Source organism: Bacillus mycoides, from assembly GCF_001757995.1.
GTDB classification, from domain to species: Bacteria; Bacillota; Bacilli; order Bacillales; family Bacillaceae_G; genus Bacillus_A; species Bacillus_A mycoides_B.
Genome location: NZ_LXLV01000024.1, coordinates 1 through 25849, shown reverse-complemented (window position 1 = coordinate 25849; position 25849 = coordinate 1). Strand labels below are relative to the sequence as shown.

Sequence of the window (25849 nt, the reverse complement as noted above, 5' to 3'; positions counted from 1 at the left end):
AAGATTCTGATTATTTTAAATATTTATTTTTATAAAACGAAAAGAAGGGGATAGAAATTGCTTTCCAACCCCTTCTTTTTTAGCGCATTTACTTGTAATCCATCCTCTAAGTCAAACGGATTTTGCACTTTAAATATCCCTTCAATCATCTTCAAAAATTCTTCTTCATTTTTTGCTTCACCATTAATCGTAAGTGAGTATGGCTCAATTTCACTCAATTTATAATCAACAATAAATTGAATTGTAACTTTTTGTCTTGGCATCCCTGGACTGTATCCTTGAAATTCTACTAATTCCATACCTTCCGATCCACGATAATATATCCACCCTGAATTTTGAAAATAGCTTTCAAACGATTCACCAATCGAAAAGAACGGATATTCATAAAGCGAACTTGTACGTACTTTTTGTATAATATCTCGATCAGTCGGAAAAAAGAAATGACTGAAAAAAATACTAGCAACTGCTAAAATAGTAACGATTGTTGCTCCCATTTTACTCGTTCCACCACTATCACGGATGAGATAATTCTCAACCGATTCATCTTTAATTCCCCGTGCTTTTATACGATATATGCGCCTTTCTGCAAATTGATAATATAATCCATTTGCAAAAATCCCCATCCCAAATAGAATGAAAATGAGTAATAAAAACGTGAGAGGCACCATATTAATAATTGGCAATGCTACGTTGAACCCCATATAATAAGAAAATGCATCACATGCTACTAATACCAGTATAAATAAAGCAGCAGGTAAGTAATACTTACGATATCCAAGCCAACCTACATTGAAAATAGCAGCCAAACCATTCCAGCTCCACCTAGCAATTCGCTTATTCTCAAGCTCCCATTTTCTTTTGTAATATGGATATTTTCTCCCTACATATACTTCTAATTCTTTGTCTATTAGCGAGCTTTCTTCACCTTGTTCATTATGCAAGTTTCGTTGACAATTTGCACAATTCAGCTGATCATTAATACAAGGTCGCCCACAATTTATACATTTCAAAACAATCCCTCTTTCCATCCATACTTCATTTTAAAATGCCTTCATGCTTCAATAACCACTCTTTCCTCCATAAACCACCCGCATACCCAACAAGTTTTCCACTCTTTCCTATTACACGATGACATGGAACGATAATTGAAATTGGATTCCGGCTATTTGCCCCTCCTATCGCCCGTACAGCTTTCGTATTCCCAACCTTCTCTGCAATATCTAAATATGAAGCACTTACGCCATATGGTACAGTGTAAAGTGCATCCCATACATTCTTTTGAAATGTTGTTCCTTCAGCAGACAGTGGTACAGTAAACTCTTTTCTTTTCCCTTTAAAATATTCATCCAGCTCATTTATACATTGATCTATCATTCCATTTGTATTTTCTTCTTGTCTTTCATCAACAAATATAACAGACGTAATTCCTTCTTCGTTCGCTGTAATTTCTAACAAACCTAATTCACTATCATAATAAGCCTGGTACATATGTCATCCTCCAATTCATTACATATTATTTATTGTAACACGAATAGACGAAATTTTTCGTATAAGCGTTTTATTAGAGAAACAAAAAAGAGAATGATACAATGTAAGAAAATTCAATCAAGGGGGGTATTTGATGGATTTCCAACTTTTTTCACCTTATACAATTAAGGACGTTACGCTAAAAAACCGTATCGTTATGTCGCCTATGTGCATGTATTCATCAGAAAACGCGGATGGCCAAGTAACTAATTTTCATCTCGTCCATTACGGAACCAGGGCTGCTGGTCAAGTAGGTTTAGTTATGATTGAAGCAACAGCTGTGTTATCTGAAGGACGAATTTCTAACAAAGACCTAGGCATTTGGGATGATAATCTAATTGAAGGCTTACATAAAACGACAACATTTATACATGATAACGGTGCAAAAGCAGCTATTCAACTCGCTCACGCCGGAAGAAAGGCTGAATTAGAAACAGATGCTTTCGCTCCTTCAGCAATTCCGTTTAACGATAGAATGAAAATACCAGTAGAAATGAATAAACAGCAAATTAAAGAAACTGTTTCTGCTTTTCAAAAAGCAGCTTTACGCTCTAAACAAGCGGGGTTTGACGTGATTGAATTACATGGTGCTCACGGTTATCTTATTAATGAATTTCTTTCTCCACTTTCCAATAAGCGGACTGATGAATACGGGGGATCACCTGAAAATCGCTATCGTTTCTTACGAGAAATCATCGATGCTGTAAACGAAGTTTGGGCTGGACCATTATTTGTTCGTATTTCAGCAAATGATTATCATCCTGACGGGTTAACGGTTCAAGATTATGTGCAGTATACAGGATGGATGAAAGAACAAGGGATAGATTTAATCGATTGTAGTTCTGGTGCTGTTGTACCCGCACATATTGATGTGTATCCTGGTTACCAAGTACAATATGCTAAACATATTAAGGAGCATGTTAACATCGCAACTGGTGCGGTAGGATTAATTACAACCGGATCACAAGCAGAGCAAATTTTAAATAATAAAGAAGCAAATTTAATTTTTATCGGACGCGAGTTACTTCGTAATCCCTACTTCCCAAGAATAGCCGCCAATGAACTTGGCTTTGAATTAAAAGAACCATATCAGTACCGACGAGCACCCGGGAAAATTAAAACTAATAAATAAAACCGAGAAGTTATTCTTCCCGGTTTTACTTATTTTATCTCTATAATATCGTTTGAATTATAAATATGAATACCAGATTCTTCACGCAGCGCTGTTATATACATTCCTTTCGCCACATCTTTAGCTGAAATTGGTTTATACTTTTTAAAAGCCCCTTTAAATACAAACGGAAGAATACGAGATAATTTCTCAGCCATTCTTTCCCCAAAACGATATTCTTGTCGATTTCCAACTAATAATGACGGCCTGAAAATATGTATGCCACCAATAACTAGCTTTTTCAGCTCCTCTTCCATTTTCCCCTTCACTTGCGAGTAAAAGAAAAATGATTTAGGTTTTGCTCCCATTGATGAAATAACAAGAAAATTTTGCACGCCTTGTTTTTCAGCTAAGCAGGCAGCTCGCAATGTATATTCATAATCTACTTTTTTAAAATTCGCCTTCGACTTCGCTTTTTTTATCGTTGTTCCTAAGCAACTAAACACATCATCTACTGCAAAAAATTCTTTATATTCCTCTAATACTGAAAAATCCACCTGTTTCTGTTGCAATTTCTCATGCTGTAATTGCAATGGTTCCCTTACAAAAATAGTAACCGAATCGTAGTAATCTGAGTCAAGTAATAGTCGCGTTATTTCTTGTCCAACTAACCCACTTGCGCCAAGTACTAACGCTGTTCGCTTATTCATATATGTGTATACCTCTTTATTTACTATTCTCTCCTATAGCTAATCGTCGCTAACAGGAGTTTCCGTTCTCCCATTTTACCATAAGTAAAGCACTATGCGTATGCATAGTGCTTTACTTACTCTTTTTTCTTTTCTTTTTCTTCCGCTGGCAATTTTGTAATTGTTGTAGCATCCCCTAAATTACTTATTAGTTTTCTTAAAAAAATTAAAACAAAAGATAATGGCAAAACAACCGCAAGTATTAATAAGATAGCTTCCATGAAGTAACCCAAGCGCTCATCCCCTTTTTTCTGCTCCCTCCCAATATATGAAAGTAACATTGTCACATATGCACCAATCATAAAAATTAATACCTTTCTTTTTGACAGATTTATTACAAAATCAAATCGTAATGATTATTATTTATTGCAACTTTCATAAAGATGTATTATACTAGGTTCGCAAACTAAAACGTAATTATTCCGTTTTGTATTAAAACGATATTTTCTTCTTATATTTGGAGAAAATATAATTGTAAAAAAGAAAAGAGGAGAATTATATGCCTAAAAAATTAGCTCTATTTTCATTTATACTTATTTTCACACTCATCTTTGCTGGATGTTCTAACAACAAAGATGGTGCAGCGAAAAAAGATGGGAAACTTTCTGTTTATACAACCATTTTCCCACTCGCTGACTTTGCAAAAAAAATCGGTGGTGATTATGTAAATGTAGAAACAATTTACCCACCTGGTGCGGATTCTCATACATTTGAACCGAGTCAAAAGCAGACTGTACAAGTTGCGAAAGCCGATTTATTTGTTTATAACGGCGCAGAATTAGAACCATTTGCCGAAAAAATGGAAAAATCATTAAAAAAAGAAAACGTAAAAATTGTAAATGCATCTAAAGATATCGAACTTCGTGCTTCATCTGAAGAAGAGCAGCACGATCATGGAGACGGTCATAAAGAAGATGAACATCATCACGATAAAGACCCACACGTTTGGATAGATCCTACTCTTGCGATGAAACAAGCAGAAAAAATTAAAAATGCACTTGTAGAATTACAGCCTGAACATAAAAAAGAGTTCGAAAAAAACTTTGCAGCACTACAAACAAAATTTACTGATTTAGATGATCAATTTAAAGCAGTTGTTGCAAATGCAAAAACGAAAGAAATATTAGTTTCACATGCAGCTTATGGCTACTGGGAACAACGCTACGGTCTAAAACAAATTCCAATCGCTGGAATTTCAGCATCTGATGAACCATCTCAAAAACAGCTTGCTGACATTACAAAAACAGTAAAAGAACACGGTTTAAAATATATTTTATTTGAAACATTCTCTACTCCAAAAGTAGCATCCGTTATTCAAAAAGAAACTGGTACAAAAATTTTACGCTTAAATCACCTTGCTACTATTTCTGAAGATGATGCAAAAAACAATAAAGATTACTTCACTTTAATGGAAGAAAACGTGAATACATTGAAAGAAGCTACTAACTAATCTACTTTTTAAAAGAAGCTGAATAAACCATTCAGCTTCTTTTGTTTGTTTCCGCTTGACTTGACTAAAATAACAAGTAAAATTATCCATATTAGCTTTTAAGCTATATTAATTTAGAAGGTGAGTTGGAATTATGACTCTTCACATTTGTGAAGTAACAGTAAAAAATTGGCGTTCAGTAGCTGCTTTAAACGTCACAAAAGACCAGCAGCAATTTATTGAAAGCAATGCGTTTTCTTTAGCAGAATCATTATATGAAGGGAACGGAACGTCAGTAGGTTTATATGATGGAGAAACACTTGTAGGATACGCAATGTATGGATGGTATTCGGAAAAATATAAAAGCGTATGGCTAGATCGCTTTATGATTGACCAACAATATCAAGGAAAAGGATATGCAAAACGTTTCCTTCGCTTACTCATTCAATTCTTACAAGAAAAATTTGAATGTAAAATAATTTATTTAAGTTTACATCCAGACAACAAACACGCAATGGGACTATATGAATCATTTGGTTTTCGCTTAAATGGCGATATTGATGATGAAGGCCCAGTTGTAGGTGTAGTCATGGAATTAATTTTAGATGAAAATACCAGCCTGTGAAAACAGGCTTTTTATTATACATTTATCAATGTTGTGTTTTCTATTTTTAGTTTCTTCCCCTTATGTGTTTCGTTGTTGCAATCTAGTAGTATCTCAATGAAATGCTCATTCGATTGAATTAGATGAATCACTTGATTTTTCAAACGGATAATTATGTCTTTTTCCTCATTTGTAACATCTGAAAATAGACACCCAATAATCTTCCGATCTTCATTTGTTACTTCTCCATACAATTTCACCGCAACAATTCCCGTGACACCCTCTTCCACACTATTTGGGTACATATATTTCTCCATATATTCTCTGCTCTTTTGATCTTTCATTTGTTGTAGAAAGAATTGAAACGGCATCCCCTTCATTGGCTGTATGTATGCATTTTTCCATGGCATAGTTTTCTTAAATAAATTGAAAAACCACTTGAATTGTAATGGTTCTGGTTTTGTAATTTCAATTCCACCTTCTATCACTTTTTCATACACTTTATCTATATTTTCAACATCAATTGCCAGTCCAATTAATCCTCTATGCCCCTCATTATATTTCCGAGCCCAGTCTTGTACCCAGCCACCCCCATCTTTCATTTTTACCCTTACTAATTCTAAATATTCTTTTCCAATCCATATGTTAGATACTTTAAATCCTTTCGTTCCCTTTCCCCATTTCGGAACATATGGTAGCCCGATAGAATGTACATTTTTAATAACTTCCTTATTTTCTTGTATTTCTTTATTCACATTTACAACAAGATGATCGATTTTCATATTCATCCCACCATATTTTTAGTTTTTTAATAGCTTTTCTAATCTATGGATTAATCGAAGTTGCATCTCACATTGTTCATACATATTTTCGAAAATTAGTTTCACATACTCTGGCACATTTTCTTTTAATTTTTCTCCTTCTCTCATTTCTTTATAAGTGGATTGTATTTCACTTTTCTGTTCTTCTAAAGCCTCTATAATCTCTTCACTCATATTCCCTTCTTCTGAAAGGAAAGTTAACGCTGTATATAGATGTTTCGGAAACACAACTGAAGTTTTTTGAAACGACTCCTTTAGTAACCTTTTAAATTCTTGACTTCCCTTTTCTGTAATACAATATATCGTTTTCGACCGTTTACCGGTCATTTCAATTGCTTTAACTTGAATGAAATTTTCATTTTCCATTTTTTTTAATGCGTGATAAATAGAAGCTGGGAAAACTTCCGCCCATTTATTACTTTGCACCATATTTAGCGCCTGCTGTATTTCATAACCAGATAGCGACTCCCTTTTAGTAAGCAATCCAAGAATCATTAAACGCACCTTTTCTCCCCCTACCCCAACAAAATACTAAACATTTAGTATTTTCATATTATTTTAATACAAATTCCAATTTTAGTAAACAAAAAAAGCCTGCAATATACGCAGACTTATTTCACACACTCCCCAAAATGTTCTTGGAACCATTCTTTATTAATATCTTTTCCGATGAAAACTACTTCGCTTACTCGCTCTTCGCCCTCTTGCCACTCTCTATCGTACGAAGCAGCAAATAATGTATGTACACCTTGGAAAACGATACGTTTGTCTACTCCATCAATAGATAAAATTCCTTTGTAGCGATATAAATACTCCCCTAGCTCTTGAACGACAGCTGACATCCACTCATTCAGTTTTTGCAAATCTAACGGACGTTCTTCACGTAGTACAAACGATTTTACACCTTCTAAATGATTATGCTCTTTATGAGGGTAAATTTGTAACGTATCTTTCGTTTTAAACGTTTGAATTTGTAGTAACGATGGTATATCTACTTCACAGTTAGTCGCCTCGATTAACTTTACAGTCGGGTTAATTCCTTGAAGTTCATGCAAGAGATTTTCTTTCTCACTTTCTTCAATTAAATCTAATTTATTAACTAACACAACATCAGCAAAGGCAATTTGTTCTTTTGCTTCTAGTCCTTTTTCAAAATGTTTATGTATATGGTAACTATCTACCACCGTTACAACACCGTTAATTTGGTATGCAGATTGAATTACTGGATCTAAAAAGAATGTTTGAATAATCGGCCCTGGATTTGCAAGACCCGTTGTTTCAATTACTAAACCATCAAAGTCCATTTTCCCTTCTGCCTTTACGTCTAGTAATTGTTTTAAAGCAACGAGTAAATCTTCACGCACAGTACAGCATAAACAACCGTTTGTCATTTCCATAATTTCTTCTTCAACGTTCATAATTAATTGATTATCGATACCAATTTGCCCTATTTCATTTACAATCACTGCTAATTTCTGCCCGTGATCCTCTGATAAAATTCGATTTAATAATGTTGTTTTCCCTGATCCAAGAAAACCCGTTAATATTGTTACTGGAATCATTTCTTACCTCTCCTTATAGCTCTATGTTTCTACATTATAGCATATAGAAAAAATCGTTTTTGTAGCAAAACATATTTATTGTTTGTACAACCGGGTAGCTATATAATAATATGTAGCAAGAAAGCCTTTTCAAAAATATTTTCATTCATCAAGGGGGTACTTATAATGGAACGAGTTCAAATGGCCGAAACACTAGAATTTTCTCGTATTATTCAAGGGTTTTGGCGTTTAGCAGACTGGAATATGACGAAACAAGAATTACTTTCTTTTATTGAATCTTGTATGGATATGGGGATTACTACTTTTGATCACGCTGATATTTATGGCGGATATACGTGTGAAGGATTGTTTGGAGAAGCTTTACAACTCAAGCCTTCCTTACGCGAAAACATGCAAATTGTCACAAAATGTGGAATCGCTCCCCCATCACCGAAATTTCCAGAACGATATGTCGCTCACTATAATACGAGTGCTGAACATATCATAAAAAGCGCGGAGGATTCATTACAAAACTTACATACAGATTATATTGATGTATTGCTCATCCATCGCCCAGATCCATTTATGGATCCAACTGAAGTGGCAGAAGCGTTCTCACGCTTAAAGCAAGAAGGCAAAGTTCATCACTTCGGTGTATCTAACTTTTTACCTTCACAGTTTAATATGTTAAGTTCGTATTTAGATTTCCCGCTCATTACAAATCAAATTGAAGTATCTGCGATGCAAATGGAGCACTTTGAAAAAGGTACGATTGATTTATGCCAAGAAAAACGAATCAATCCAATGATTTGGTCACCTCTTGCTGGTGGTGAAATCTTTACTGGTCAATCAGAACGTGCCATACGTGTACGTGAAACTTTACAAAAAGTTGCTACTGAACTAGGTGTTACTAGCATCGATACTGTTATGTATGCATGGTTACTTGCTCATCCAGCTAACATGATACCAATCGTTGGCTCTGGTAAATTAGATCGTGTAAAAACAGCCGCTCTTGCTACAAAAGTTAACTTAGACCGCCAACAATGGTTTACAATTTTCGAAAGCTCTAATGGACATCCTGTACCATAATACACAAAAAGAAGAGCTGTTTCTTTACAGCTCTTCTTTTTCATATGTATTTCTCGTCATTGCGAATACACACATATCTCTTAATCCATTTCCATCTACCGCAACACTCGCACTTTCTAAAGTACCCTCTAATTTAAAGCCTAATTTCTCAGGTATCGCCCTACTCTTCTTATTTAGAGAATCGCATCGAATTTCTACGCGGTTTGCTTTCAGTTCAGCGAAAGCATAATCCGTTATACCTTTTGCAGCCTCTACCATATAGCCCTTTCCACTAAACCTTGAATCAATCCAATACCCGATTTCAAATTGAGGTATATCCCAATTAATACGATGTAATCCGGCAGATGCAATAAATTCACCTGTTTCTTTCAAAAAAACTAGTAATCTCAAATCCTCACGCTGCAAAAATTGAATATGCGATTTTCTAATACTCTCTTCTACTTCTTCCTTTGTTTGCTCTTTTTGTGCAAAGACCATCCAAGGCTTTAATTCTTTCATCGAAGCTTGAATTGCTTCATATACAACTTTACCATCACCTGGTTTTGGCATTCTAATTAAAAGCCTTTCAGTATAAAATTCAGAAGGAAAATCGAATAACAATGGATTCAAAGTAAACACTCCCCATAATTCTTTTATATTTAATAATATCCATCTCAAGATATATAGTAAAGTTTTTTCTGAATTTTACACTTTTTACTCATTCACCTCTACTGCCACACGAACTCCGGATTCAATCGCACCTTGAATCCATCCGTGATACAGCGTTGTATGATCTCCGGCAAAGTATATTCTCCCCTCAGGTTTCACAATGACTGGCTGTAATTCAGATTCTTGACCAGCTTGAAAAAGAGCAAATCCTCCAAGTGCATATGGATCTAATGTCCAACTTTTTGATATTCCAGACATGAACTCATCATATACTTGACCACCTAATATTGTTGCTAAATTTTGTAGTGTGTAATAGATACGATCCCCCTTTGATAACCCATCCCATAACAACGCATCATAAGACCATGTATAGCTTCCTAACATCATAGCAGGTCCTTTCTCTCCGATTCCATGGCTTGGATAATACGCATAACGTATAGGAAGATCTGTTATAATTCTCCCACCTAATTGCCCTTGTTCCTCCCAAAAACGACTTTTAAATTGAATTCCTATTTTTGTAGCTGGCATATAATGCAATTCGCGAATTGTTTTCCACTTCGCATGAGATATCGAATCAAATGGATCTACTTCTACAAATCGCATTGTTGAAAAAGGAATTGTAACAATAACTAAATCCCCTGTAATACTACTATATTCAAAAGTTTCCTCGTTCCGGTAATAGGCTGTTACACTATTGGCTTGTTGATGAAGCTTCATTAATTTTTGATTATATATAATATTTTCTTCTAGTTGTGGTAAAAAAGACTTTGGTAATCTATCATTCCCACCTATTATTTCGCAAAATCCGCTCTCCTCTTGCATAATATATAAAAAACGTAACGTCTCAACGAATGACCTTTCTAAAAAACCTTCTAAATCTAATAAAACACCAATCATCTCAATCGTTACTGGCGAAAAATACGTATTATATTGATAAGGATGATATTTTAAAAATTGACCTGTAGAATATCTCCCAAAATCCTTTACTACAATATCCCAATTTTTATCTGGGTTCTTTTTTATAAAATTTATAATGGGCTGTACCGCTAACATTAATAGTTCCTCAGACGTTTTCCCAACTTCATTCATTTCCACAGGATATCTTAAAATACTTGGATCTTTTTCGTATTGTTTTAATGTCGTTTTCCGACCATTTACGTAGATAATATCTGTCTCATTCCTATTAATAAAAGGGCTCACCTGCAGCCCAAACTTTCTTATATATGCCATCGTTAATGTATGCGAATACGGAATTCTCATTGCTCCAACATCTAAATATAATCCGGTATCTTCCATTCTAACTGTCTCTATACGGCCACCTACCCGGCTGTTTGCTTCAAAAATCTTCACTTGATGTCCCGCAGCCTTTAATAAAGATGCCGAAACTAATCCAGCCATACCAGCCCCTACTACAATAATTTGTTTCGGGCGTGTCGTCTTCTTCAATCCTTTATCTATAACTTTTAACGTTTCATCCATCTCATTGTTAAACATTATATCTTTCTGCACAATTCCACCCCTTACTTCATAAAATGGGCATTAGTGGTTTAGTGCATTTTATTCATAAATCCCCTTAAACATAACACCATAGCAATTGAAACATTCACTAAAAGTACATAAGGTATAACTCTCACATCTCTTCATGCTTTGTATAATATAGCAACTGCAAAGAAGGAGTGGTTGAAAATGAAACATACTTATGATTACCACGCTACAAAAAAGTATTTAGAATTAAAGAAAGAACAACTATGTAAAAAACTTAGTAGTATGCAATTATCAGAAAACGAACGTGATCAAATAAAACTTGAGATTGATAACTACGACTATATTTTAACCTTAGTCGAAATGAATCATTATGAACGGGGATTTTCTCGTTAAAAGCGGATATAAGATTATCCGCTTTTGATTTTGAGCATTTCATTACGCATTTTTCGTAAGTAAATATATAATAGGATGTACATTAAGATTGAGAGGTATATTCTATGATCAAATTAAGTGTATTAGACCAATCACCTATTTCAGATGGTAGCACAGCAGCCCAAGCTTTTTCACATACAGTTACGCTTGCACAAAAAGTTGAAAAACTCGGATTCACACGTTTTTGGGTATCCGAGCACCATAATTCAGTTAGCTTAGCTGGTTCAAGTCCAGAAATACTCATTTCACATATTGCGGCGAAAACTGATCGTATTAGAGTTGGTTCTGGTGGTGTTATGCTGCCACATTATAGTCCATATAAAGTTGCCGAGAATTTCCGCGTTTTAGAAGCACTTTATAGGGGCCGCATCGACCTTGGTGTCGGGAGAGCACCTGGTGGTATGCCTATAGCAACTCGCGCACTTCAAGAAGGTAAAATGGTCTCACTTGATCAATATCCAGAACAAATTGCAGATGTTGCTATGTACTTACATGATCAAGTACCAGAAAACCATCATTATGCAAATTTAAAGGCTACTCCAGTTATCCCAACATCTCCTGAAATGTGGATGCTTGGTTCTAGCGGAGAAAGTGCAATGATTGCTGCAAAGCAAGGCGCTTCTTTTGCATTTGCACAATTCATTAACGGATACGGTGGCCCTGAAGTAATGAGGGCTTATCAAGAACAATTCCAATCTTCCTATTTAGGTGATAAACCAAAATCAATCGTATCTATTTTTGTTATTTGCGGAGAAACAAACGAAGAAGCGGAGAAGATAGCATCAAGCCTTGATTTATCGATTTTACTATTAGAACAAGGAAAACGGACTACTGGTACTCCTTCTATCGAAACTGCTCAAAATTATTCGTATAGTGCTTATGATCTATTCCGCATAAAAGAAAATCGTCAACGTATGATCGTCGGTGATCCGTCTTCTGTGAAAGAAAAAATATTAAACTTAAGCAAAGCGTATAATACTGACGAATTTATGATTGTCACGATTACTCATCAATTTGAACATAAATTAAACTCTTATCGCCTATTGGCAGACGCTTTTAATTTATAATAACGAAAAGGAGATGCATCACATATGATGCATCTCCTTTTCTTACTACCAATCAATTGTTTTTTCTTCCTATATATTCAATAGCTTCTTTTAATAACTCATCAAAATTATGAGGATAATCATGATTTAAGTTAGGCACAGCTTTATACTTATGTTCTATATTTTTATCCTTTAATAACTTTACAAATTGCTGTGTACATTCGAAACAATCTTCATCTTGATCCCCACATATTATATATCCTTTTATGCTTTTATCATGTAATATTCCAATCATTTCTTCCCATTCTTCCATTTCCGGGAGCCACGGTGCCACAAAAATAAAACCGTTCACTTCTATTTCACCTTGTAACATGGACTGTAACGCTACTCTTGCCCCAGCAGAAAAGCCACCAATAATAATATTTCCAAATGTTTTATTCACTTTAATCTTATTGTAATGTCCTTTTAACTCTTCTCTTCCTCTTTCGATATTATCCCAAACATATCCATCTGAAAATTGAATTTGGGAAGATTGAGGCAATGCCAGCATAAAACCTTGTTTCATTACAGAGTTCCAATATGGTTCTATTATTTGTATATTTTCTTGATCCCCATGCAGTGTTATTAGTAGATTTTCATTTTGTTTGCTGTATGTATATTTCACGTCTGCTTGTTCCGATTTCTTTGCTAATTCTTCTCTTTCTTTACATAATTGAACCATTCTATGAAACTCTTCAAATTTATGTAGTGGTTTTAAATCATCATCGGAAATTAAATACTCACTTCCGTACCAAAATCCATTTTCTATAATGGCTTCCTTCATTAAATACAACGCTTCTTCTTCAAGTCCTGCAGCACTTGCTAACGCATATTTAAAATTATATATTTGCGCTTCATTACCCATTACACCTTTAGCATTTTTCATTATATAAGAATACGCTTCAAAACTTCCTTTATTTGCATAACAATGTAACGTTTCATTTAATAACTTAATATAAGTCATATTATTTTCCATATAGGAATTCCCCCGTAACCTTTTATAATAATTGCTTCTCCAATCTTCCTATCATTCTAGGGTCACGGTATAAATAGTTAAATTCTACAATTCAACTTAACAATACCTGATCCTCAGAATGATATTTAATAATTAATGTATGTATACGCATAATACACCACTCCTTCCTATCCACTAGTTGTAGTATAAAGTTAAATAGACTGAAAAATCAATATTTTAATAAAAAAAAAGACAACAATAATATTATTGTTGTTCTCATAACATCTGCCCACTATTCTTTTTTTTCTTATCTGGTTTACTTGAAACTAAATAATGCTTTTCTGAAATATATAAGTTTCTTTTTAATATACGATTTAAATATGGTCCTAGCTTCACTCCGCATATGAGGCGATCTTCGCTATCTTCAACAATTGGGAACATTTCTTTTTCTGTTACATATTGATCTACGGCCTTTTGTACGATATCAATTTCTTTAACTAGGTTTAAATTTTCTTCTGTATGTTCAAATACTTCAAGCGTTTCCTTCGTTATCAGAAAAAAATTTGTTGGAAATGCAGGTAAATATGGCTTTAACAAATCATAATTTACTGTGTAATCATCGTTTACTAAAACTGTATAAACGATATTAGCGTTCGTTTCTAGAAACTTAGCCATCGCTTGCTCTAATTCGTCTTTCGTAATTGCCCTATCTTCTTTTCCAGTTCTGAAAAAGCGAAACATCGTATCGCCTCCTTTTTACTATATTATAGCATAAAAGAAAACTGAAAAATTATAAAAAACTCTATTGAAAGAATTTTTCGATAGAGTTTTTCTTTAATCAATTTATGTTTATTTTAAGAATGCACTTAACATCCATACATGTTGTTCTAATGTCGTATGAATTGCTAATAACATATCAGCTGACGTTTCATCACCAGCTTCATCAGCTACTTCCATACCTTCTTTTAGTTCTTGAATAAGTGCAGAAAAATCGTTTACTAAAGTTTGTACCATTTCTTCTGCAGACTCTTTGCTTGTCCCTTCGATTACAGTTGAAGTTGCTAAATACTCTTTCATTGTCGCTAACGGCTTTCCTTCTAACGCTAAAATACGTTCTGCTAACTCATCAATGTACGTTCCTGCTTCATTATAAAACTCTTCAAATTTCTCGTGTAATGTAAAGAAGTGCGGTCCTGTTACATACCAATGATAATTATGCAATTTGACATATAATACATTCCAGTTTGCTACCTGCTTGTTTAATACTTCAACAACATTTGTTTTCGTACTCATACAATCCACTCCTCTTATCATGTTACTATCTTTTAATAACCTCACTTCATTTTACCATACATTTCCTATTCTTCCGAATGAACAGCTTATATGTAACAAGGTTTTAACAACCTTAATATTTCCCTAATATCATATACTTCATGTATTCTTTCAACTACTTCATATGTCTAATTGTCCAAGCTCACACATATGCATAATAGTAAGTCAAGCTCATCATAGAAGAAAGAGGGATAACATGGACAATCAACAATGGCAAGTAGCAAAGAAAGTCGCTGCTACTTATATCGGAACGGTCGTTGGAGCTGGATTTGCTACTGGGCGAGAAATTGTTGAATTTTTTACAGTTAACGGATTGTACGGGACCATTGGCATATGTATAAGTGGATTTTTTTTTATTTGGCTCGGTACAAAGATGATGTTACTTTCATCACAAATCGGGGCATTTTCAGCTCAAGAATTTAACAAATATTTATTTGGGGATGTATTTGGAAATGTCGTAAATACTTTATTATTACTCGTATTATTTGGCGTAACCAGCGTTATGTTATCAGGAGCCGGGGCGGTATTTGAAGAACAACTCCGTCTCCCGAGACAACTTGGTATTTTCATCACAGTCATCGCCTGCCTCATTATTGGGAGCCGGGGGTTACAAGGTGTTTTTGAAGTGAATACACTTGTCGTACCTATTATGATGATTTTTATTATCGGACTTGCTATTACAACCTTTATTCATGGTACAATTCCTATTATTGAAACTGTTCCTACAGAAAGTTGGAATATGAAATGGATTACTAGCCCTATTACATATGTCGCATTAAATCTTTCTCTCGCCCAAAGTGTTCTCGTCCCATTGGCCAGTGAAGTAAAAGATCGAAAAGCTATTTTATGGGGTGGCATTTTAGGAGGCGCGGGGCTTTGCTTTATTTTATTATGTAGCCATTTAGCAATATTATCAGTTGATCAATTTTATCAATATAACATCCCAATGGCTGAAGTTGTAAGAAGGTTTAATGCAACTTTCCATTTTTTCTTTGTTCTTATCATTTTTGGTGAAGTATTCACAACATTAGTTGGGAATATATTCGGAATGACAAAACAAATGCAATCCATTACCGGATGGAAAAGTAATAACATTATTTACTTCATATTACTAATTAGTTATTGCTTTAGTTTCATCGGATATAGTGAATTACTTCATATTCTATACCCTATTATCGGTTGGGTAAGCATCATTTTACTACCGATTATTGCCTTTAAACAACTTCAAAAAACATGAAAAAACATCCGTATATACGGATGTTTTTTCATGTTCATTCACAGTCTTCACATACTTCCCAGTACGGCCCCATTTCTACTGCAAGGTATGGCTTTAATTGCAAACGAATCATTCGACTTGGCATGCGTTCTAATACGAATTGAATGCCTTCTTCCTCTTCATCTAACTCAACTTTTGAAATAGCAATTCTTTGCATAGTAGTAATAGGGCTTCCATCTTTATATAAAGTGATTTTCACCTCATCATACTCATTAAAATACAATTCAACATTCATTTTCTTTTTTAACATTTCATCAACAATTTCATAATTATCATTCTGTTCCTGGATTATATATTTCCAGCCGCCTCTATCCAATTCTATCGGAGCAGCTTGGAATAATGTCATCAAATCCTCGTATAGCATAAGATAACCCCTCTCTTACTAAAAAACGATGAGTATTTTATATACCCTTTATCTCTATCACTATCCATGTTTATTGTACCATATATCACGAATCTTACCGCATTCATTTGCTTTATAAACACATACAAAACATATAGTATTTTCAGTTCATTCTCTATTCACTAGTACGTCCCCCTTACTGATAACTTATCACTTCCCTTATTTCTTTTACACTACTTAAAAAATCCCACAAAAAAGAAGAGTAATTTATATCACTCTCCTCATAAGCCTTTTCCTGTAGCTGCTAATGCTAATACTATAATTAAACTTGCAAATAATAGTGATACAATTAAACTAAAAATCGGTAATATTTTCTTTTCATTCTTCTTAGATAATAACCTTAAACTAAAAATGATATTTAATGGGACAAATATCAAATAAAAATATTTAACGATTTGTAATGAACTATTTGAAAGTGCTTTAAATACAAACACTTCAATTAAAAAAACAACAAAGAATAAAATACTTAACCAAAACGAGACATAACTAAGCCAAGAATGTCTTTTCGTTCCCCAATACACTCCCATATTGATCTCCTTTAAACGTAGTCTATATTGTATTAATTATACACCCGCTTAACAAATTCCTCTATTTTTCGACAAACATTAAATACATTGAACCTCTAATCCGTTTATCAGCTAAAAAGGCTGTCTCTAATAGCACTCATGCTATTTTGAGACAGCCTCCTCTTTTTATACTTTAAATCTTTCAATTAATACTTGTAACTCTTCAGCCATTTGAGATAATGAACCAGCCGCAGAACCAATTTCCTCCATGGAAGCTAGCTGTTCCTCAGCTGATGCTGCAACACTTTGTGTACTCGTCGCATTATTTTGTGCCGTCATAGCAATTTGACCAACCGAAATAGATACTTCATTTGCACCTTTTGACATTCCATTAGCTGTTTCAACCATCGTTTTAATTTGATCAGCAATTTCATTTGTAGATTGTAAAATCTCAGCAAAATTTTGTTTCGTTTCATTTGCGATAACAAGTCCAGATTGCACTTCTTCATTTACATTATTCATAGATTTTACTGTCTTGCTCATATCGTCTTGTATTTCACAAATTAATTTACTAATTTCACTTGATGATACACTAGATTGTTCTGCTAATTTTCGTACTTCATCAGCAACGATTGCAAAGCCTCTTCCATGCTCACCAGCTCTTGCAGCCTCAATTGCTGCATTTAAAGCTAGAAGATTTGTCTGATCTGCAATATTTTGAATGACTTCTAAAATATCACCAATTTGCTTTGATTTGTTATTCAATAACTGAATAACAGCATCTGACTGTGAAACAGATTCCACAATAGATTGCATTTGATTTACTGTTTTTCCAACTAGCTTTCCGCCATCCTCTGCTTTTTCGCGAGTGTGAGCAGAAGCAGTATTAATAGATGATGAGCTATTTGCTACATGCTGAATCCCTTCTGTTACATCAAACAGTAACATAGCACCATTTTCTACGCTTGCTGTTTGCGTCGTTGCACCACTTGATATTTCATCTATCGCTGATGTAATTTGTTCAGTCGCTTCACTCGCTTGTCTCACACTTGCTGTTAACTCTTCAGATGCAGCTGCAACATGCCCTGCTGAAGTATTAATTCTTCCAATTAATGTACGTAATGAATGAGTCATCTCATTAAAGCCTTTAGCAAGTTGTCCAATTTCATCATTTGAATGTATTTGAATCGTTTGAGTTAAGTCCCCTTCGCTTATTTCTTTAGAAGTGACAACTAATTGTTTTAAAGGTTTGGTAATAGAAAGTGTCACGAAATAAATAAGCGCTCCGCCTACAACTAATGAAATAAACATTACAATTAACATATTATAAAATACAGGTTGAGCAGCTTCAACTACTTCATTTGAGTACATCGTCCCCGCAATTTTCCAACCTGTTTTTAAGTTTGTGGCGAATACCATTTTCTTTTCACTACCACCATAAGTGTATGAAAAAGTGCCATGGTTATCTTCGTATATTTTCTTGGCCCAAGAATCATCTGCCTTATCACCCGAATTTTCTTGAGGGTGAGCAATTACTTTTTGTTTTCCATCTAAAATGAACGCATAGCCTTTTTTACCAATATTGATTAACTTTGTGGTTTTTAATAAATTATCTAAACTTAAATCTACCGCGACAACACCATTTTTATCTTCAGTTTGTTTTGCGATTGTTACGACAATATGTCCATTCCCTTGTGCCTTATATGGTTCAGTGACAACAATTCCACCTTGCTTACTCACTGCATCTTTATACCAAGAACGCGCTGTTGGATCATAATCTGCTGCCATTTGTATATTTGGTTCTTGTACAAATTTTTTATCGTTTCCGGCAACATACACTTGTTCTACATCTTTGTTCAAACTAATATATTGGGATAATGTTTTTCTTAATTCATCCTGATTATCCCCTTGATACATGTCACTATGAATCACTCGTGCAAAATTATTTACATCGTTGAATTTTGCTTCAATCATTTGATTGATTAAATTATCTAATATTTTTATGTTATCCTGAGCGCTACTCATAATTTGTGATTCAAAATTCTTTTTAGCTGTTTGATACGACATGCCCCCAATAATAGAGACTGCCGCAATTAATATAACAAAAAATGAAATTAATAGCTTTTTTGCTACTTTCATATCTCTAAACCAACTTACTAGTTTACGCATTATAAACCTCCTGCATTTCAATATTAAGCTTTAAAGATTAAATAGAGCTAATTTTGAATATATCCCATTCCTTAGTTTCTATTTTTATAACTTGTTTTGATGAACACTTTGTAAAGTTTAAACAAATAAATTCCCTTTATCTATATATATGAATAATATTATTATAAAATTTACAAATACAAAAAACCAAAAGAACAAGCCCTTTGGTTTTTTACATTTTTTTATGTTGTTTAGAAATCTTTTTCCATCTATCTCGTTCTGCTCTTGCCAGAGTAATGTTTTGTTTTCTCATCACATATGCTAATTCTCTTTGCAGCTTTTTATAGCTTAGCAAGCGCTCTACGGGTATAATTCCGTTATCTATAGCACTTCGCACTGCACATCCTGGTTCACCGTCATGTTTACAATCTCGAAATCGGCAAGTATTTGCAAGATCTTCAATATCAGAAAATGTAGTTTGAATTGCCGCGCTTCCTTCCCAAAGCTGAAGTTCCCTCATACCAGGAGTATCAATTACTAAACCGCCACTCGGTAATTGGAACAATTCACGGTGAGTTGTCGTATGTCTTCCTTTACTATCTTCTTCACGTATATCTCCGGTTTTTGCTACATCTGTTCCTATTAATGCATTTAACAAAGTAGATTTCCCTGCACCTGAAGATCCAACTAAAGCAACTGTTTTTCCTGGTGAAACAAATTGTTGCAATGATTCTATTCCGACGTACACTAAGCTATCAACAACAAATATCGGAACACCGATTGCTACTGCTTCAGTTTCTGCAATTTTCTGTTCCACATCTTCACATAAACTACTCTTCGTTAAAACAATAATAGGCATTGCACCACTCTCATAAGCCAATAGTAAATAACGCTCCATCCTTCTTACGTTGAAATCATGATTAAGAGCATTCACTAAAAATAGATAATCTACATTTGCTGCAATAATTTGTTCTTCAGTTCTGTTACCAGCTTCTTGTCTTGAAAAAGAACTTCTTCTCGGAAAAATACGGTGAATAATTGCCTTTTTCTCATTTTCTATTTTCTTTATATACACCCAATCACCAACTGCCGGATAATCCCCTTTCGTTAACGCTTCATGACGAAACTTTCCAGACAGTTCCGCTACATATTCACCATCATTACAAATAATCCGATATATATGCTTATGCTCAAGTAAAATACGGCCTACTTCATAGTTCTCTACAGCTTGTTCCTCAAAAAAAGAATCCCACCCGAACGATTCTAAAATATTTTGATTCAAATTGATATCCTCCCTAGTTTGAACTTAGTGGAAGGATTGTGCGCTCACTTATAGAGAATCGCCCTTTCCGTCCACCTTTGTATTTGGTTTATTATTCATATAAGTCAATTTCGCCATAACACATCACTCCGTTCTAAATTTAATTACTCTCATTATATGGAATATCTCATTAAAAAGCTACCTTATTTAATGTAATTTTCAAACAACTTATTTTTTAGCATTTTAATTTGGCCACGATGACTAATTTCATCTTCTAGCACATGAAACCAAAGGTAGTGCTGATTATACGCTACGCCATTAGGCCACTTTCTTTCTGACATTAGCCATTCGTCATCCTGTTCACTCAAACACTTTAGTGTTTCTTCTCGTACTTTTTGCAACAGTTGTACATAATGCTGTATTTCATGACCACGAATCGTTCTCCCCGCTTCTCCTAAATACAGTGCATCTTCCCACACTTCTAATTCTTCTTTTGTGAAGTCACGATTTTGAAATGAAATAAGCTGATGGACTTTTTCTATAGCTGCTATATGCTTTAATAAAGCTCCAATTGAATTTCCACCACTTGGCATAATTAAATCTAATTGCTCAACTGATAGATTTTCTATTTCCTGTAATGTTACCGCCCTCGTATGCTCCAGCATACTTACTAATTCACCTATATTTTTTGTATAACCATCTACACTTCTTACTCGATAATCTATATTCATATCACGCACCCCTTTCTGCATTCATATTATTGTAAAAGTTGTTCATATAATAGACTGAAATATATCGAAATTTTCTGTTATAATTAAATTGAATAAGGAATATACCCAAACAAACTTTCTCAATATGCTTATATGAAATATTAAAAGGAATCAATATGAAAAAATCGAATCTTATTCACTAAAAGGAGTGGATTCGATGGAAATGTATCAATGGCTAACTGCTGTTCTAGTTGGTGGCATTACTGGCTTCGTTTCCCATCTGATCAATAACCAAGGCAAGTTATTGCTTCCACGCCGTTTAAAAACGTTTTTCCACTTTGGGTTTTTAACCGATATATTGACCGGTTGCCTAGCTGCACTTCTTGGACTCGTTTTATTCGATGTCACCACAATAAAAGAAATTATAAAAGTATCTATTGTAACTGCCATTTCAGGTCAAACATTTTTACTTCATCAAGCTTTAGGTGGTGAACAGGCTAAAAACACGCAAATTGGGAAAGCTGATGAGAAAATTCAAGAAATTGACAAACTATTACGACGTTAATCTATACTTTCTTTAAAAATTATTGTTATAATGAAAAATAAATATTTTCTATTGCGTCGTTTGTCAGAAGAAAGGGTGTTTCGTATGACAAAAAAGAAAATAGAAGATTTCTTAACAAACTCCGAAAAAGAGGAACTGCTAGAAAACTATAAATGTTTACGAGAAGCCCGCACAAAAAGCGAAGCTAACCATTTTGGTGAAGCAGTAGACCATCTATTAAATAAAGTAAAAAAGCGAATTATTGAAGAAGCAGGAATACATGATGAAAATGCAGCAACTATTCAATCAAAACGAAAAGCACTGTTTTAGACTTATCCCTAAAACAGTGCTTTTCGTTTGCAATACTTTTATGATGCAAGTCCTTTTTTATTTTCTTCAGTAAGCTTTTCACTTTTTCTAAAAAAGAATAACGCAATAATATACAGTAGCGCTGTAAAACATCCTACTAAAACAAAACTATGAGACGTAGCAAATAACACTCCAGCTACTGCCGCTCCAATCATTTGCCCAATGTACATAGAAGCATTAGCAAGAGCAGCTCCTGTTCCTCTTGCTACACTAGACATGTTTTGTAAGCGTCCCATCATCAATACAAACAAAATTCCTGTCACAAAAAATAAAATAAAGAAGAATAATTCAACAAATATAATTTTATTTAAATGAGGAAGTATTACATATAGCACTGCTGTAAATATAATTCCACCATAAAAAGAAATGTTATAACCGATTTTGTTTACAATTCTAGGACCAAAAATATTACCGGTTAAATTTCCTAATCCCAATATAAGCATAGCTGTTCCTACTTCATTAACCTGTAAACCGAATTGAACTGAAAGCCATACACCAAAGAATGAGAATGCTGCGAAATTACCGGTCTGAAAAATAAAATATGCAAAATAAGAGAGTGAAACCTTTGATTCTCTAAGTAATTGTTTATAGCGCTGTAAGATTGATTGTTTATTATCCTCTGTTTGAGCAGGCTTTATTTCTGGTATAAAAACACCAATAGAAATAACAAGTAATGCTGACAGGATGCCAATGACAAAGAATGGTGTTGTATAATGTATCGTTGCTAAATAGGCCCCAATTGGCAGTCCAAGAATTTGAGCGACTGATAATCCCGCTGTTGCAATCCCAATTGCTTTCACAATTTGCTTCTTCTCTATAAGTAGTGGAATAGATGCCCACACTTGCGGAGATACAAACGCTGCACTTACACCTGCTAAAAATCGAAAAATCAGCATTCATAAAAAACTAGGTGCAATTCCGCACAAAAACGTACTAATTGCGAAAAAAATCATACCTAGTATCATTACTTTTTTCTGTTTAATCCATCTGATATAGGACCAGCGATTAGCGCAAATCCAGCGTATCCTAAAGCATATGAACTCACCATCCATCCTGACAACTCAGTTGAAACATGATACACCTGTTGTAAAGTTGGCAAAAGTGGTGAAATTAAAAATGTATCCGTACCAATCATAAACATTATCATAAAGAATACAGCTAGTACTCTGTTCATTTATGTCATCTCCTTATAGAGGAAAAGAGGGTGTTCCCCCTTTCCTATTAATCCTCTAATATAGACTCAATTTTTTTCATAACCTTCTCATTTAATGAAATATCTACTGTATTTACACTTTCTCTTATTTGCTCTGCACGCTTTCCACCAGGAATAACAGCATCAACTCCTTGTTTATTTAATAGCCATGCTAACGCTAAATGAGATAGTGCTATATTTTTTTCTTTAGCTAAACCTTTTAGCATTTCAACTTTCTTAAAGTTTTTCTTATATGTATTTTCCTCAAATAGATTTACACTTTGGCGCCAATCACCTTCATTCAATTTAAAATCTTCTGTATATTTACCACCTAATATTCCAAAAGCAAGAGGTCCATACGGAATAAATGAAATATCTGCTTCAATACAATACGGCAATAGTTCTTCCCCAGCAGTACGATCCAACATATTGTATGGCGATTGTACAATATCAATATGACCATGTTGATTCGCTTCTTTTAATTGTTCTATGTTTACGTTTGATATTCCAATTGAACGGATTTTCCCTTCTTCTTTTAGACGAGTAAGCTCTCCGATTGAATCTATGTAACTTGTTTCAGAATTTGTAAAGTGTAAATAATATAAATCAATATAGTCAGTCTGTAATCTTCTTAAGCTATTTTCTACAGCATTTCTTAAATAACTTGGTTCATTGTTAATATAAATTTCTCCATTTAATAACGGCTGAATTCCACCCTTTGTAGCAAGTACAAACTCGTGGCGTTTTTCTTTCAATACCTCACCTACTAATTCTTCTGATCTACCAAAACCATATGAATCTGCTGTATCAAAAAATGTAATTCCTTGTTGAATAGCTTCTTCTATTAACCGTTTTCCTTCTTCCTCATTTACGTCAGTGTATAAATTATGTCCCCCTACTGCATTTGTTCCTAACCCCAACTTAGAAATATTTAGTCCTGCCTTTTGCAATTTCGTATACTTCATTTTTTCTCCCCCTATATTTCTATTGTTCGATTATAATCGAACAATAGAAATATAGCACTTTATATGTTATAGTGCAACTATAAGAACTTATACAAGTAGGTGAAATAATGCGTACACTATACCACCCGAATCGAGAAGAAATTCAATTCTCTTCAGTCTTATATGCACTTAGCGATCAAATTCGTTTACAAATTGTAAATATGTTACTAGAGAAAAACGAACAATCTTGTGGTGCATTAGACATTCCAATTGCAAAATCAACTTTATCCCACCATTTCAAAGTTTTGCGTGAATCAGGTGTGATGTTTACACGCCTTGAAGGGACACAGCGTTTTATTTCAATTCGTGAAGAAGACTTAAATGCTAGATTCCCCGGTTTATTAGATGTTGTATTAAACGTGACAGAACCATACTAAAAAACATCTCATATGAATATGAGATGTTTTTAGTAGTTCCTATTCTTTTAGCAAATCTATTAATCCGTTACCTTCAGATGTACGTTCATACCCTAAAGGTACAGTCCTTTTTATAAGTTGTGCATATATTTCTGGCTCTGATAACTTTCTGCCATATTCTCTCTCGCATTGCTTAATGATTAGTGCGAGAGTCCCAGCTACATGCGGCGTCGCCATTGAAGTACCACTTAATACCGCATATTTCCCTTCTGGATACGTAGATAGTATTTCATCACCTGGCGCTACTAAATCGATTTCTTGATTCGAATTACTAAAGCATGAAATTTTCCGCTCTAAATTAACAGCACCTACTTCAATTACTTCAGAATAAGCACCTGGAAAGTCTAATTCTTCAGTATCATCGTTACAATCTCCATCATTTCCTGCAGCGCACACGACAAGTACGTCTTGTTTTACCGCATTTTGAATAGCTTCATGTAATTCTGGTACATCTTGCGGACCACCAAGTGACATTGAAATAATTCTTACTTTCTCTTTATTCGGTCCTCTCCAATTTACAGCATAATGAATGGCCTCAATAATTTGCTCATAGCTTCCAGAACCATCTCCAGCTAATACTTTTAAAACTAACATTTTAGCAAGTGGTGCGACTCCTAAAACACCGACACCATTTTCAGTCGCTGCGATTGTCCCCGCTACATGAGTACCATGCCCATTATTATCAAGATAAATTTTCGGATCACCTTCATAATCTTTTGTGAAATTTCTCCCACCAATAATACGATCTTTTAAATCTACATGACTTACATCACAACCAGTATCTAAAACGGCAACGACAATATCTTTCCCTTTCGCACTCTTTTCCCATACTTGCGGAGCATGAATCAGTTGTACACCTGGTGGAATTTCATTTACTTGCTCAACCACTTTATTTACAGTAAACGGAATTAATTTAATGCCTTTTTGTTTATTCGCTGTACTACTATTCATCGTAATCCCTCCTGAAAATGTATTATTTTCATTTCAGACCACTATTGAATACGTTTAGATTTAACATTCGTTTTATTAGTTCCATTTCCCTTCCTCTCAAATGTTTCTCAATAAACAAAATAAAAGGACCCATTATGGTCTTATCCCTGTCAAGTAGACAATATTAAAAAGACTAAGCAGCCATCGAGATTCGATATTCTATCGGAGCTCGGTGGTTGAGTCGTTTTTGGAACCGTTTATAGTTATAAAAATAAATATACT

Annotated in this window: 29 protein-coding genes and 2 pseudogenes; 10 read left to right on the top strand and 21 right to left on the bottom strand. The window is 34.2% G+C overall.

Annotation, left to right across the window (positions count from 1 at the left end; genetic code table 11):
• Positions 1–10: 10 nt before the first annotated feature.
• A pseudogene (locus tag BWGOE10_RS09595) lies at positions 11–1010 on the bottom strand (DUF2628 domain-containing protein).
• A gap of 25 nt (positions 1011–1035) precedes the next feature.
• Entirely contained in the window at positions 1036–1488 is a 453-nt protein-coding gene (locus BWGOE10_RS09590) for a methylated-DNA--[protein]-cysteine S-methyltransferase (protein WP_070142018.1), read from the bottom strand.
• A gap of 133 nt (positions 1489–1621) precedes the next feature.
• Between BWGOE10_RS09590 and namA the strand changes: the two genes are divergently transcribed.
• Complete coding sequence (namA, locus tag BWGOE10_RS09585; RefSeq protein WP_070142016.1) at positions 1622–2659, top strand: NADPH dehydrogenase NamA; 1038 nt, start codon at positions 1622–1624, stop codon at positions 2657–2659.
• 29 nt (positions 2660–2688) lie between these two features.
• On the opposite strand, the gene BWGOE10_RS09580 is transcribed toward namA, so the two are convergent.
• Positions 2689–3348 (bottom strand): oxidoreductase, encoded by a 660-nt coding sequence (locus tag BWGOE10_RS09580; RefSeq protein ID WP_070142014.1) that lies wholly within the window; start codon positions 3346–3348, stop codon positions 2689–2691.
• A gap of 116 nt (positions 3349–3464) precedes the next feature.
• Positions 3465–3689 carry a hypothetical protein gene (locus tag BWGOE10_RS09575; RefSeq protein ID WP_070142012.1) on the bottom strand — a complete coding sequence of 75 codons (225 nt, stop codon included), beginning with the start codon at positions 3687–3689 and terminating at the stop codon, positions 3465–3467.
• Positions 3690–3886: 197 nt separating this feature from the next.
• Between BWGOE10_RS09575 and BWGOE10_RS09570 the strand changes: the two genes are divergently transcribed.
• Both BWGOE10_RS09570 and BWGOE10_RS09565 read left to right on the top strand, forming a co-directional pair.
• A complete protein-coding gene (locus BWGOE10_RS09570; protein WP_070142010.1) occupies positions 3887–4837 on the top strand; it encodes a metal ABC transporter substrate-binding protein in 951 nt (316 codons plus the stop codon).
• Positions 4838–4970: 133 nt separating this feature from the next.
• Positions 4971–5441 carry a GNAT family N-acetyltransferase gene (locus tag BWGOE10_RS09565; protein ID WP_070142008.1) on the top strand — a complete coding sequence of 157 codons (471 nt, stop codon included), beginning with the start codon at positions 4971–4973 and terminating at the stop codon, positions 5439–5441.
• 14 nt (positions 5442–5455) lie between these two features.
• On the opposite strand, the gene BWGOE10_RS09560 is transcribed toward BWGOE10_RS09565, so the two are convergent.
• From BWGOE10_RS09560 to BWGOE10_RS09550, 3 genes are all read right to left on the bottom strand, one after another.
• The gene (locus BWGOE10_RS09560) at positions 5456–6202 is read right to left on the bottom strand and encodes a VOC family protein (protein WP_070142007.1); all 747 of its coding nucleotides are present in this window, start codon (positions 6200–6202) and stop codon (positions 5456–5458) included.
• 18 nt (positions 6203–6220) lie between these two features.
• A complete protein-coding gene (locus BWGOE10_RS09555) occupies positions 6221–6745 on the bottom strand; it encodes a PadR family transcriptional regulator (RefSeq protein ID WP_070142005.1) in 525 nt (174 codons plus the stop codon).
• Between the two features lie 107 nt (positions 6746–6852).
• Complete coding sequence (locus BWGOE10_RS09550) at positions 6853–7803, bottom strand: CobW family GTP-binding protein (RefSeq protein ID WP_070142003.1); 951 nt, start codon at positions 7801–7803, stop codon at positions 6853–6855.
• 165 nt (positions 7804–7968) lie between these two features.
• Here BWGOE10_RS09550 and BWGOE10_RS09545 point away from each other — a divergent pair, with 165 nt between their 5' ends.
• Positions 7969–8871, top strand: a complete 903-nt coding sequence (locus BWGOE10_RS09545) for an aldo/keto reductase (RefSeq protein WP_070142001.1) — start codon at positions 7969–7971, stop codon at positions 8869–8871.
• Positions 8872–8895: 24 nt separating this feature from the next.
• Here BWGOE10_RS09545 and BWGOE10_RS09540 read toward each other — a convergent pair whose 3' ends face one another.
• A complete protein-coding gene (locus BWGOE10_RS09540) occupies positions 8896–9480 on the bottom strand; it encodes a GNAT family N-acetyltransferase (protein WP_070141999.1) in 585 nt (194 codons plus the stop codon).
• An 84-nt stretch (positions 9481–9564) separates the two neighbouring features.
• Positions 9565–11028, bottom strand: a complete 1464-nt coding sequence (locus BWGOE10_RS09535; protein WP_070141997.1) for a flavin monoamine oxidase family protein — start codon at positions 11026–11028, stop codon at positions 9565–9567.
• A 177-nt stretch (positions 11029–11205) separates the two neighbouring features.
• Between BWGOE10_RS09535 and BWGOE10_RS09530 the strand changes: the two genes are divergently transcribed.
• Together BWGOE10_RS09530 and BWGOE10_RS09525 are read left to right on the top strand one after the other, a co-directional pair.
• Positions 11206–11397 carry a DUF3896 family protein gene (locus tag BWGOE10_RS09530; protein ID WP_070141995.1) on the top strand — a complete coding sequence of 64 codons (192 nt, stop codon included), beginning with the start codon at positions 11206–11208 and terminating at the stop codon, positions 11395–11397.
• Positions 11398–11501: 104 nt separating this feature from the next.
• Positions 11502–12503 carry an LLM class flavin-dependent oxidoreductase gene (locus BWGOE10_RS09525; protein WP_070141993.1) on the top strand — a complete coding sequence of 334 codons (1002 nt, stop codon included), beginning with the start codon at positions 11502–11504 and terminating at the stop codon, positions 12501–12503.
• Positions 12504–12555: 52 nt separating this feature from the next.
• On the opposite strand, the gene BWGOE10_RS09520 is transcribed toward BWGOE10_RS09525, so the two are convergent.
• From BWGOE10_RS09520 to BWGOE10_RS09510, 3 genes are all read right to left on the bottom strand, one after another.
• A complete protein-coding gene (locus BWGOE10_RS09520) occupies positions 12556–13497 on the bottom strand; it encodes an alpha/beta hydrolase (protein WP_070141992.1) in 942 nt (313 codons plus the stop codon).
• A gap of 255 nt (positions 13498–13752) precedes the next feature.
• Positions 13753–14217: a DUF3939 domain-containing protein gene (locus BWGOE10_RS09515; RefSeq protein ID WP_070141990.1), complete on the bottom strand. Its 465-nt coding sequence runs from the start codon at positions 14215–14217 to the stop codon at positions 13753–13755.
• Between the two features lie 108 nt (positions 14218–14325).
• Positions 14326–14769, bottom strand: coding sequence for a Dps family protein (locus BWGOE10_RS09510; protein WP_002118526.1), 444 nt, complete (start codon positions 14767–14769; stop codon positions 14326–14328).
• A gap of 235 nt (positions 14770–15004) precedes the next feature.
• On the opposite strand from BWGOE10_RS09510, the gene BWGOE10_RS09505 reads away from it, so the two are divergent.
• On the top strand, positions 15005–16045 hold the full coding sequence (locus BWGOE10_RS09505) for a hypothetical protein (protein WP_070141988.1): 1041 nt from the start codon (positions 15005–15007) through the stop codon (positions 16043–16045).
• 34 nt (positions 16046–16079) lie between these two features.
• Here the strand turns inward: BWGOE10_RS09505 and BWGOE10_RS09500 are convergent, their stop codons facing one another.
• From BWGOE10_RS09500 to BWGOE10_RS09480, 5 genes are all read right to left on the bottom strand, one after another.
• Positions 16080–16448: a DUF3979 family protein gene (locus BWGOE10_RS09500; RefSeq protein ID WP_070141987.1), complete on the bottom strand. Its 369-nt coding sequence runs from the start codon at positions 16446–16448 to the stop codon at positions 16080–16082.
• 260 nt (positions 16449–16708) lie between these two features.
• Positions 16709–17014 (bottom strand): hypothetical protein, encoded by a 306-nt coding sequence (locus tag BWGOE10_RS09495; protein ID WP_070141985.1) that lies wholly within the window; start codon positions 17012–17014, stop codon positions 16709–16711.
• A gap of 165 nt (positions 17015–17179) precedes the next feature.
• Positions 17180–19162, bottom strand: coding sequence for a methyl-accepting chemotaxis protein (locus BWGOE10_RS09490; RefSeq protein ID WP_070141983.1), 1983 nt, complete (start codon positions 19160–19162; stop codon positions 17180–17182).
• Between the two features lie 211 nt (positions 19163–19373).
• A complete protein-coding gene (gene rsgA, locus BWGOE10_RS09485) occupies positions 19374–20423 on the bottom strand; it encodes a ribosome small subunit-dependent GTPase A (RefSeq protein ID WP_070141981.1) in 1050 nt (349 codons plus the stop codon).
• A gap of 182 nt (positions 20424–20605) precedes the next feature.
• Positions 20606–21133, bottom strand: a complete 528-nt coding sequence (locus BWGOE10_RS09480) for a DinB family protein (protein WP_070141979.1) — start codon at positions 21131–21133, stop codon at positions 20606–20608.
• A gap of 196 nt (positions 21134–21329) precedes the next feature.
• On the opposite strand from BWGOE10_RS09480, the gene BWGOE10_RS09475 reads away from it, so the two are divergent.
• The gene (locus tag BWGOE10_RS09475; protein ID WP_070141977.1) at positions 21330–21677 is read left to right on the top strand and encodes a DUF4257 domain-containing protein; all 348 of its coding nucleotides are present in this window, start codon (positions 21330–21332) and stop codon (positions 21675–21677) included.
• Positions 21678–21761: 84 nt separating this feature from the next.
• Complete coding sequence (locus BWGOE10_RS09470; RefSeq protein WP_070141975.1) at positions 21762–21986, top strand: hypothetical protein; 225 nt, start codon at positions 21762–21764, stop codon at positions 21984–21986.
• Between the two features lie 38 nt (positions 21987–22024).
• Here BWGOE10_RS09470 and BWGOE10_RS09465 read toward each other — a convergent pair.
• A pseudogene (locus BWGOE10_RS09465) lies at positions 22025–23199 on the bottom strand (MFS transporter).
• A 47-nt stretch (positions 23200–23246) separates the two neighbouring features.
• On the bottom strand, positions 23247–24182 hold the full coding sequence (locus BWGOE10_RS09460) for an aldo/keto reductase (protein ID WP_070141973.1): 936 nt from the start codon (positions 24180–24182) through the stop codon (positions 23247–23249).
• Between the two features lie 107 nt (positions 24183–24289).
• Between BWGOE10_RS09460 and BWGOE10_RS09455 the strand changes: the two genes are divergently transcribed.
• On the top strand, positions 24290–24598 hold the full coding sequence (locus BWGOE10_RS09455) for an ArsR/SmtB family transcription factor (protein WP_070141971.1): 309 nt from the start codon (positions 24290–24292) through the stop codon (positions 24596–24598).
• Positions 24599–24637: 39 nt separating this feature from the next.
• Here BWGOE10_RS09455 and BWGOE10_RS09450 read toward each other — a convergent pair whose 3' ends face one another.
• Positions 24638–25588 (bottom strand): serine protease, encoded by a 951-nt coding sequence (locus tag BWGOE10_RS09450; RefSeq protein ID WP_070141969.1) that lies wholly within the window; start codon positions 25586–25588, stop codon positions 24638–24640.
• Between the two features lie 172 nt (positions 25589–25760).
• On the bottom strand, positions 25761–25844 hold the full coding sequence (locus tag BWGOE10_RS33960; RefSeq protein WP_354267861.1) for a hypothetical protein: 84 nt from the start codon (positions 25842–25844) through the stop codon (positions 25761–25763).
• Positions 25845–25849 lie beyond the last annotated feature (5 nt).

Coding starts and splice junctions, on each gene's coding strand:
- BWGOE10_RS09590 (WP_070142018.1), bottom strand. CDS start 1,488: ATGTACCAGGCTTATTATGATAGTGAATTAGGTTTGTTAGAAATTACA.
- namA (WP_070142016.1), top strand. CDS start 1,622: ATGGATTTCCAACTTTTTTCACCTTATACAATTAAGGACGTTACGCTA.
- BWGOE10_RS09580 (WP_070142014.1), bottom strand. CDS start 3,348: ATGAATAAGCGAACAGCGTTAGTACTTGGCGCAAGTGGGTTAGTTGGA.
- BWGOE10_RS09575 (WP_070142012.1), bottom strand. CDS start 3,689: ATGATTGGTGCATATGTGACAATGTTACTTTCATATATTGGGAGGGAG.
- BWGOE10_RS09570 (WP_070142010.1), top strand. CDS start 3,887: ATGCCTAAAAAATTAGCTCTATTTTCATTTATACTTATTTTCACACTC.
- BWGOE10_RS09565 (WP_070142008.1), top strand. CDS start 4,971: ATGACTCTTCACATTTGTGAAGTAACAGTAAAAAATTGGCGTTCAGTA.
- BWGOE10_RS09560 (WP_070142007.1), bottom strand. CDS start 6,202: ATGAAAATCGATCATCTTGTTGTAAATGTGAATAAAGAAATACAAGAA.
- BWGOE10_RS09550 (WP_070142003.1), bottom strand. CDS start 7,803: ATGATTCCAGTAACAATATTAACGGGTTTTCTTGGATCAGGGAAAACA.
- BWGOE10_RS09545 (WP_070142001.1), top strand. CDS start 7,969: ATGGAACGAGTTCAAATGGCCGAAACACTAGAATTTTCTCGTATTATT.
- BWGOE10_RS09530 (WP_070141995.1), top strand. CDS start 11,206: ATGAAACATACTTATGATTACCACGCTACAAAAAAGTATTTAGAATTA.
- BWGOE10_RS09525 (WP_070141993.1), top strand. CDS start 11,502: ATGATCAAATTAAGTGTATTAGACCAATCACCTATTTCAGATGGTAGC.
- BWGOE10_RS09520 (WP_070141992.1), bottom strand. CDS start 13,497: ATGGAAAATAATATGACTTATATTAAGTTATTAAATGAAACGTTACAT.
- BWGOE10_RS09515 (WP_070141990.1), bottom strand. CDS start 14,217: ATGTTTCGCTTTTTCAGAACTGGAAAAGAAGATAGGGCAATTACGAAA.
- BWGOE10_RS09510 (WP_002118526.1), bottom strand. CDS start 14,769: ATGAGTACGAAAACAAATGTTGTTGAAGTATTAAACAAGCAGGTAGCA.
- BWGOE10_RS09505 (WP_070141988.1), top strand. CDS start 15,005: ATGGACAATCAACAATGGCAAGTAGCAAAGAAAGTCGCTGCTACTTAT.
- BWGOE10_RS09500 (WP_070141987.1), bottom strand. CDS start 16,448: ATGCTATACGAGGATTTGATGACATTATTCCAAGCTGCTCCGATAGAA.
- BWGOE10_RS09495 (WP_070141985.1), bottom strand. CDS start 17,014: ATGGGAGTGTATTGGGGAACGAAAAGACATTCTTGGCTTAGTTATGTC.
- BWGOE10_RS09490 (WP_070141983.1), bottom strand. CDS start 19,162: ATGCGTAAACTAGTAAGTTGGTTTAGAGATATGAAAGTAGCAAAAAAG.
- BWGOE10_RS09480 (WP_070141979.1), bottom strand. CDS start 21,133: ATGAATATAGATTATCGAGTAAGAAGTGTAGATGGTTATACAAAAAAT.
- BWGOE10_RS09475 (WP_070141977.1), top strand. CDS start 21,330: ATGGAAATGTATCAATGGCTAACTGCTGTTCTAGTTGGTGGCATTACT.
- BWGOE10_RS09470 (WP_070141975.1), top strand. CDS start 21,762: ATGACAAAAAAGAAAATAGAAGATTTCTTAACAAACTCCGAAAAAGAG.
- BWGOE10_RS09460 (WP_070141973.1), bottom strand. CDS start 24,182: ATGAAGTATACGAAATTGCAAAAGGCAGGACTAAATATTTCTAAGTTG.
- BWGOE10_RS09455 (WP_070141971.1), top strand. CDS start 24,290: ATGCGTACACTATACCACCCGAATCGAGAAGAAATTCAATTCTCTTCA.
- BWGOE10_RS09450 (WP_070141969.1), bottom strand. CDS start 25,588: ATGAATAGTAGTACAGCGAATAAACAAAAAGGCATTAAATTAATTCCG.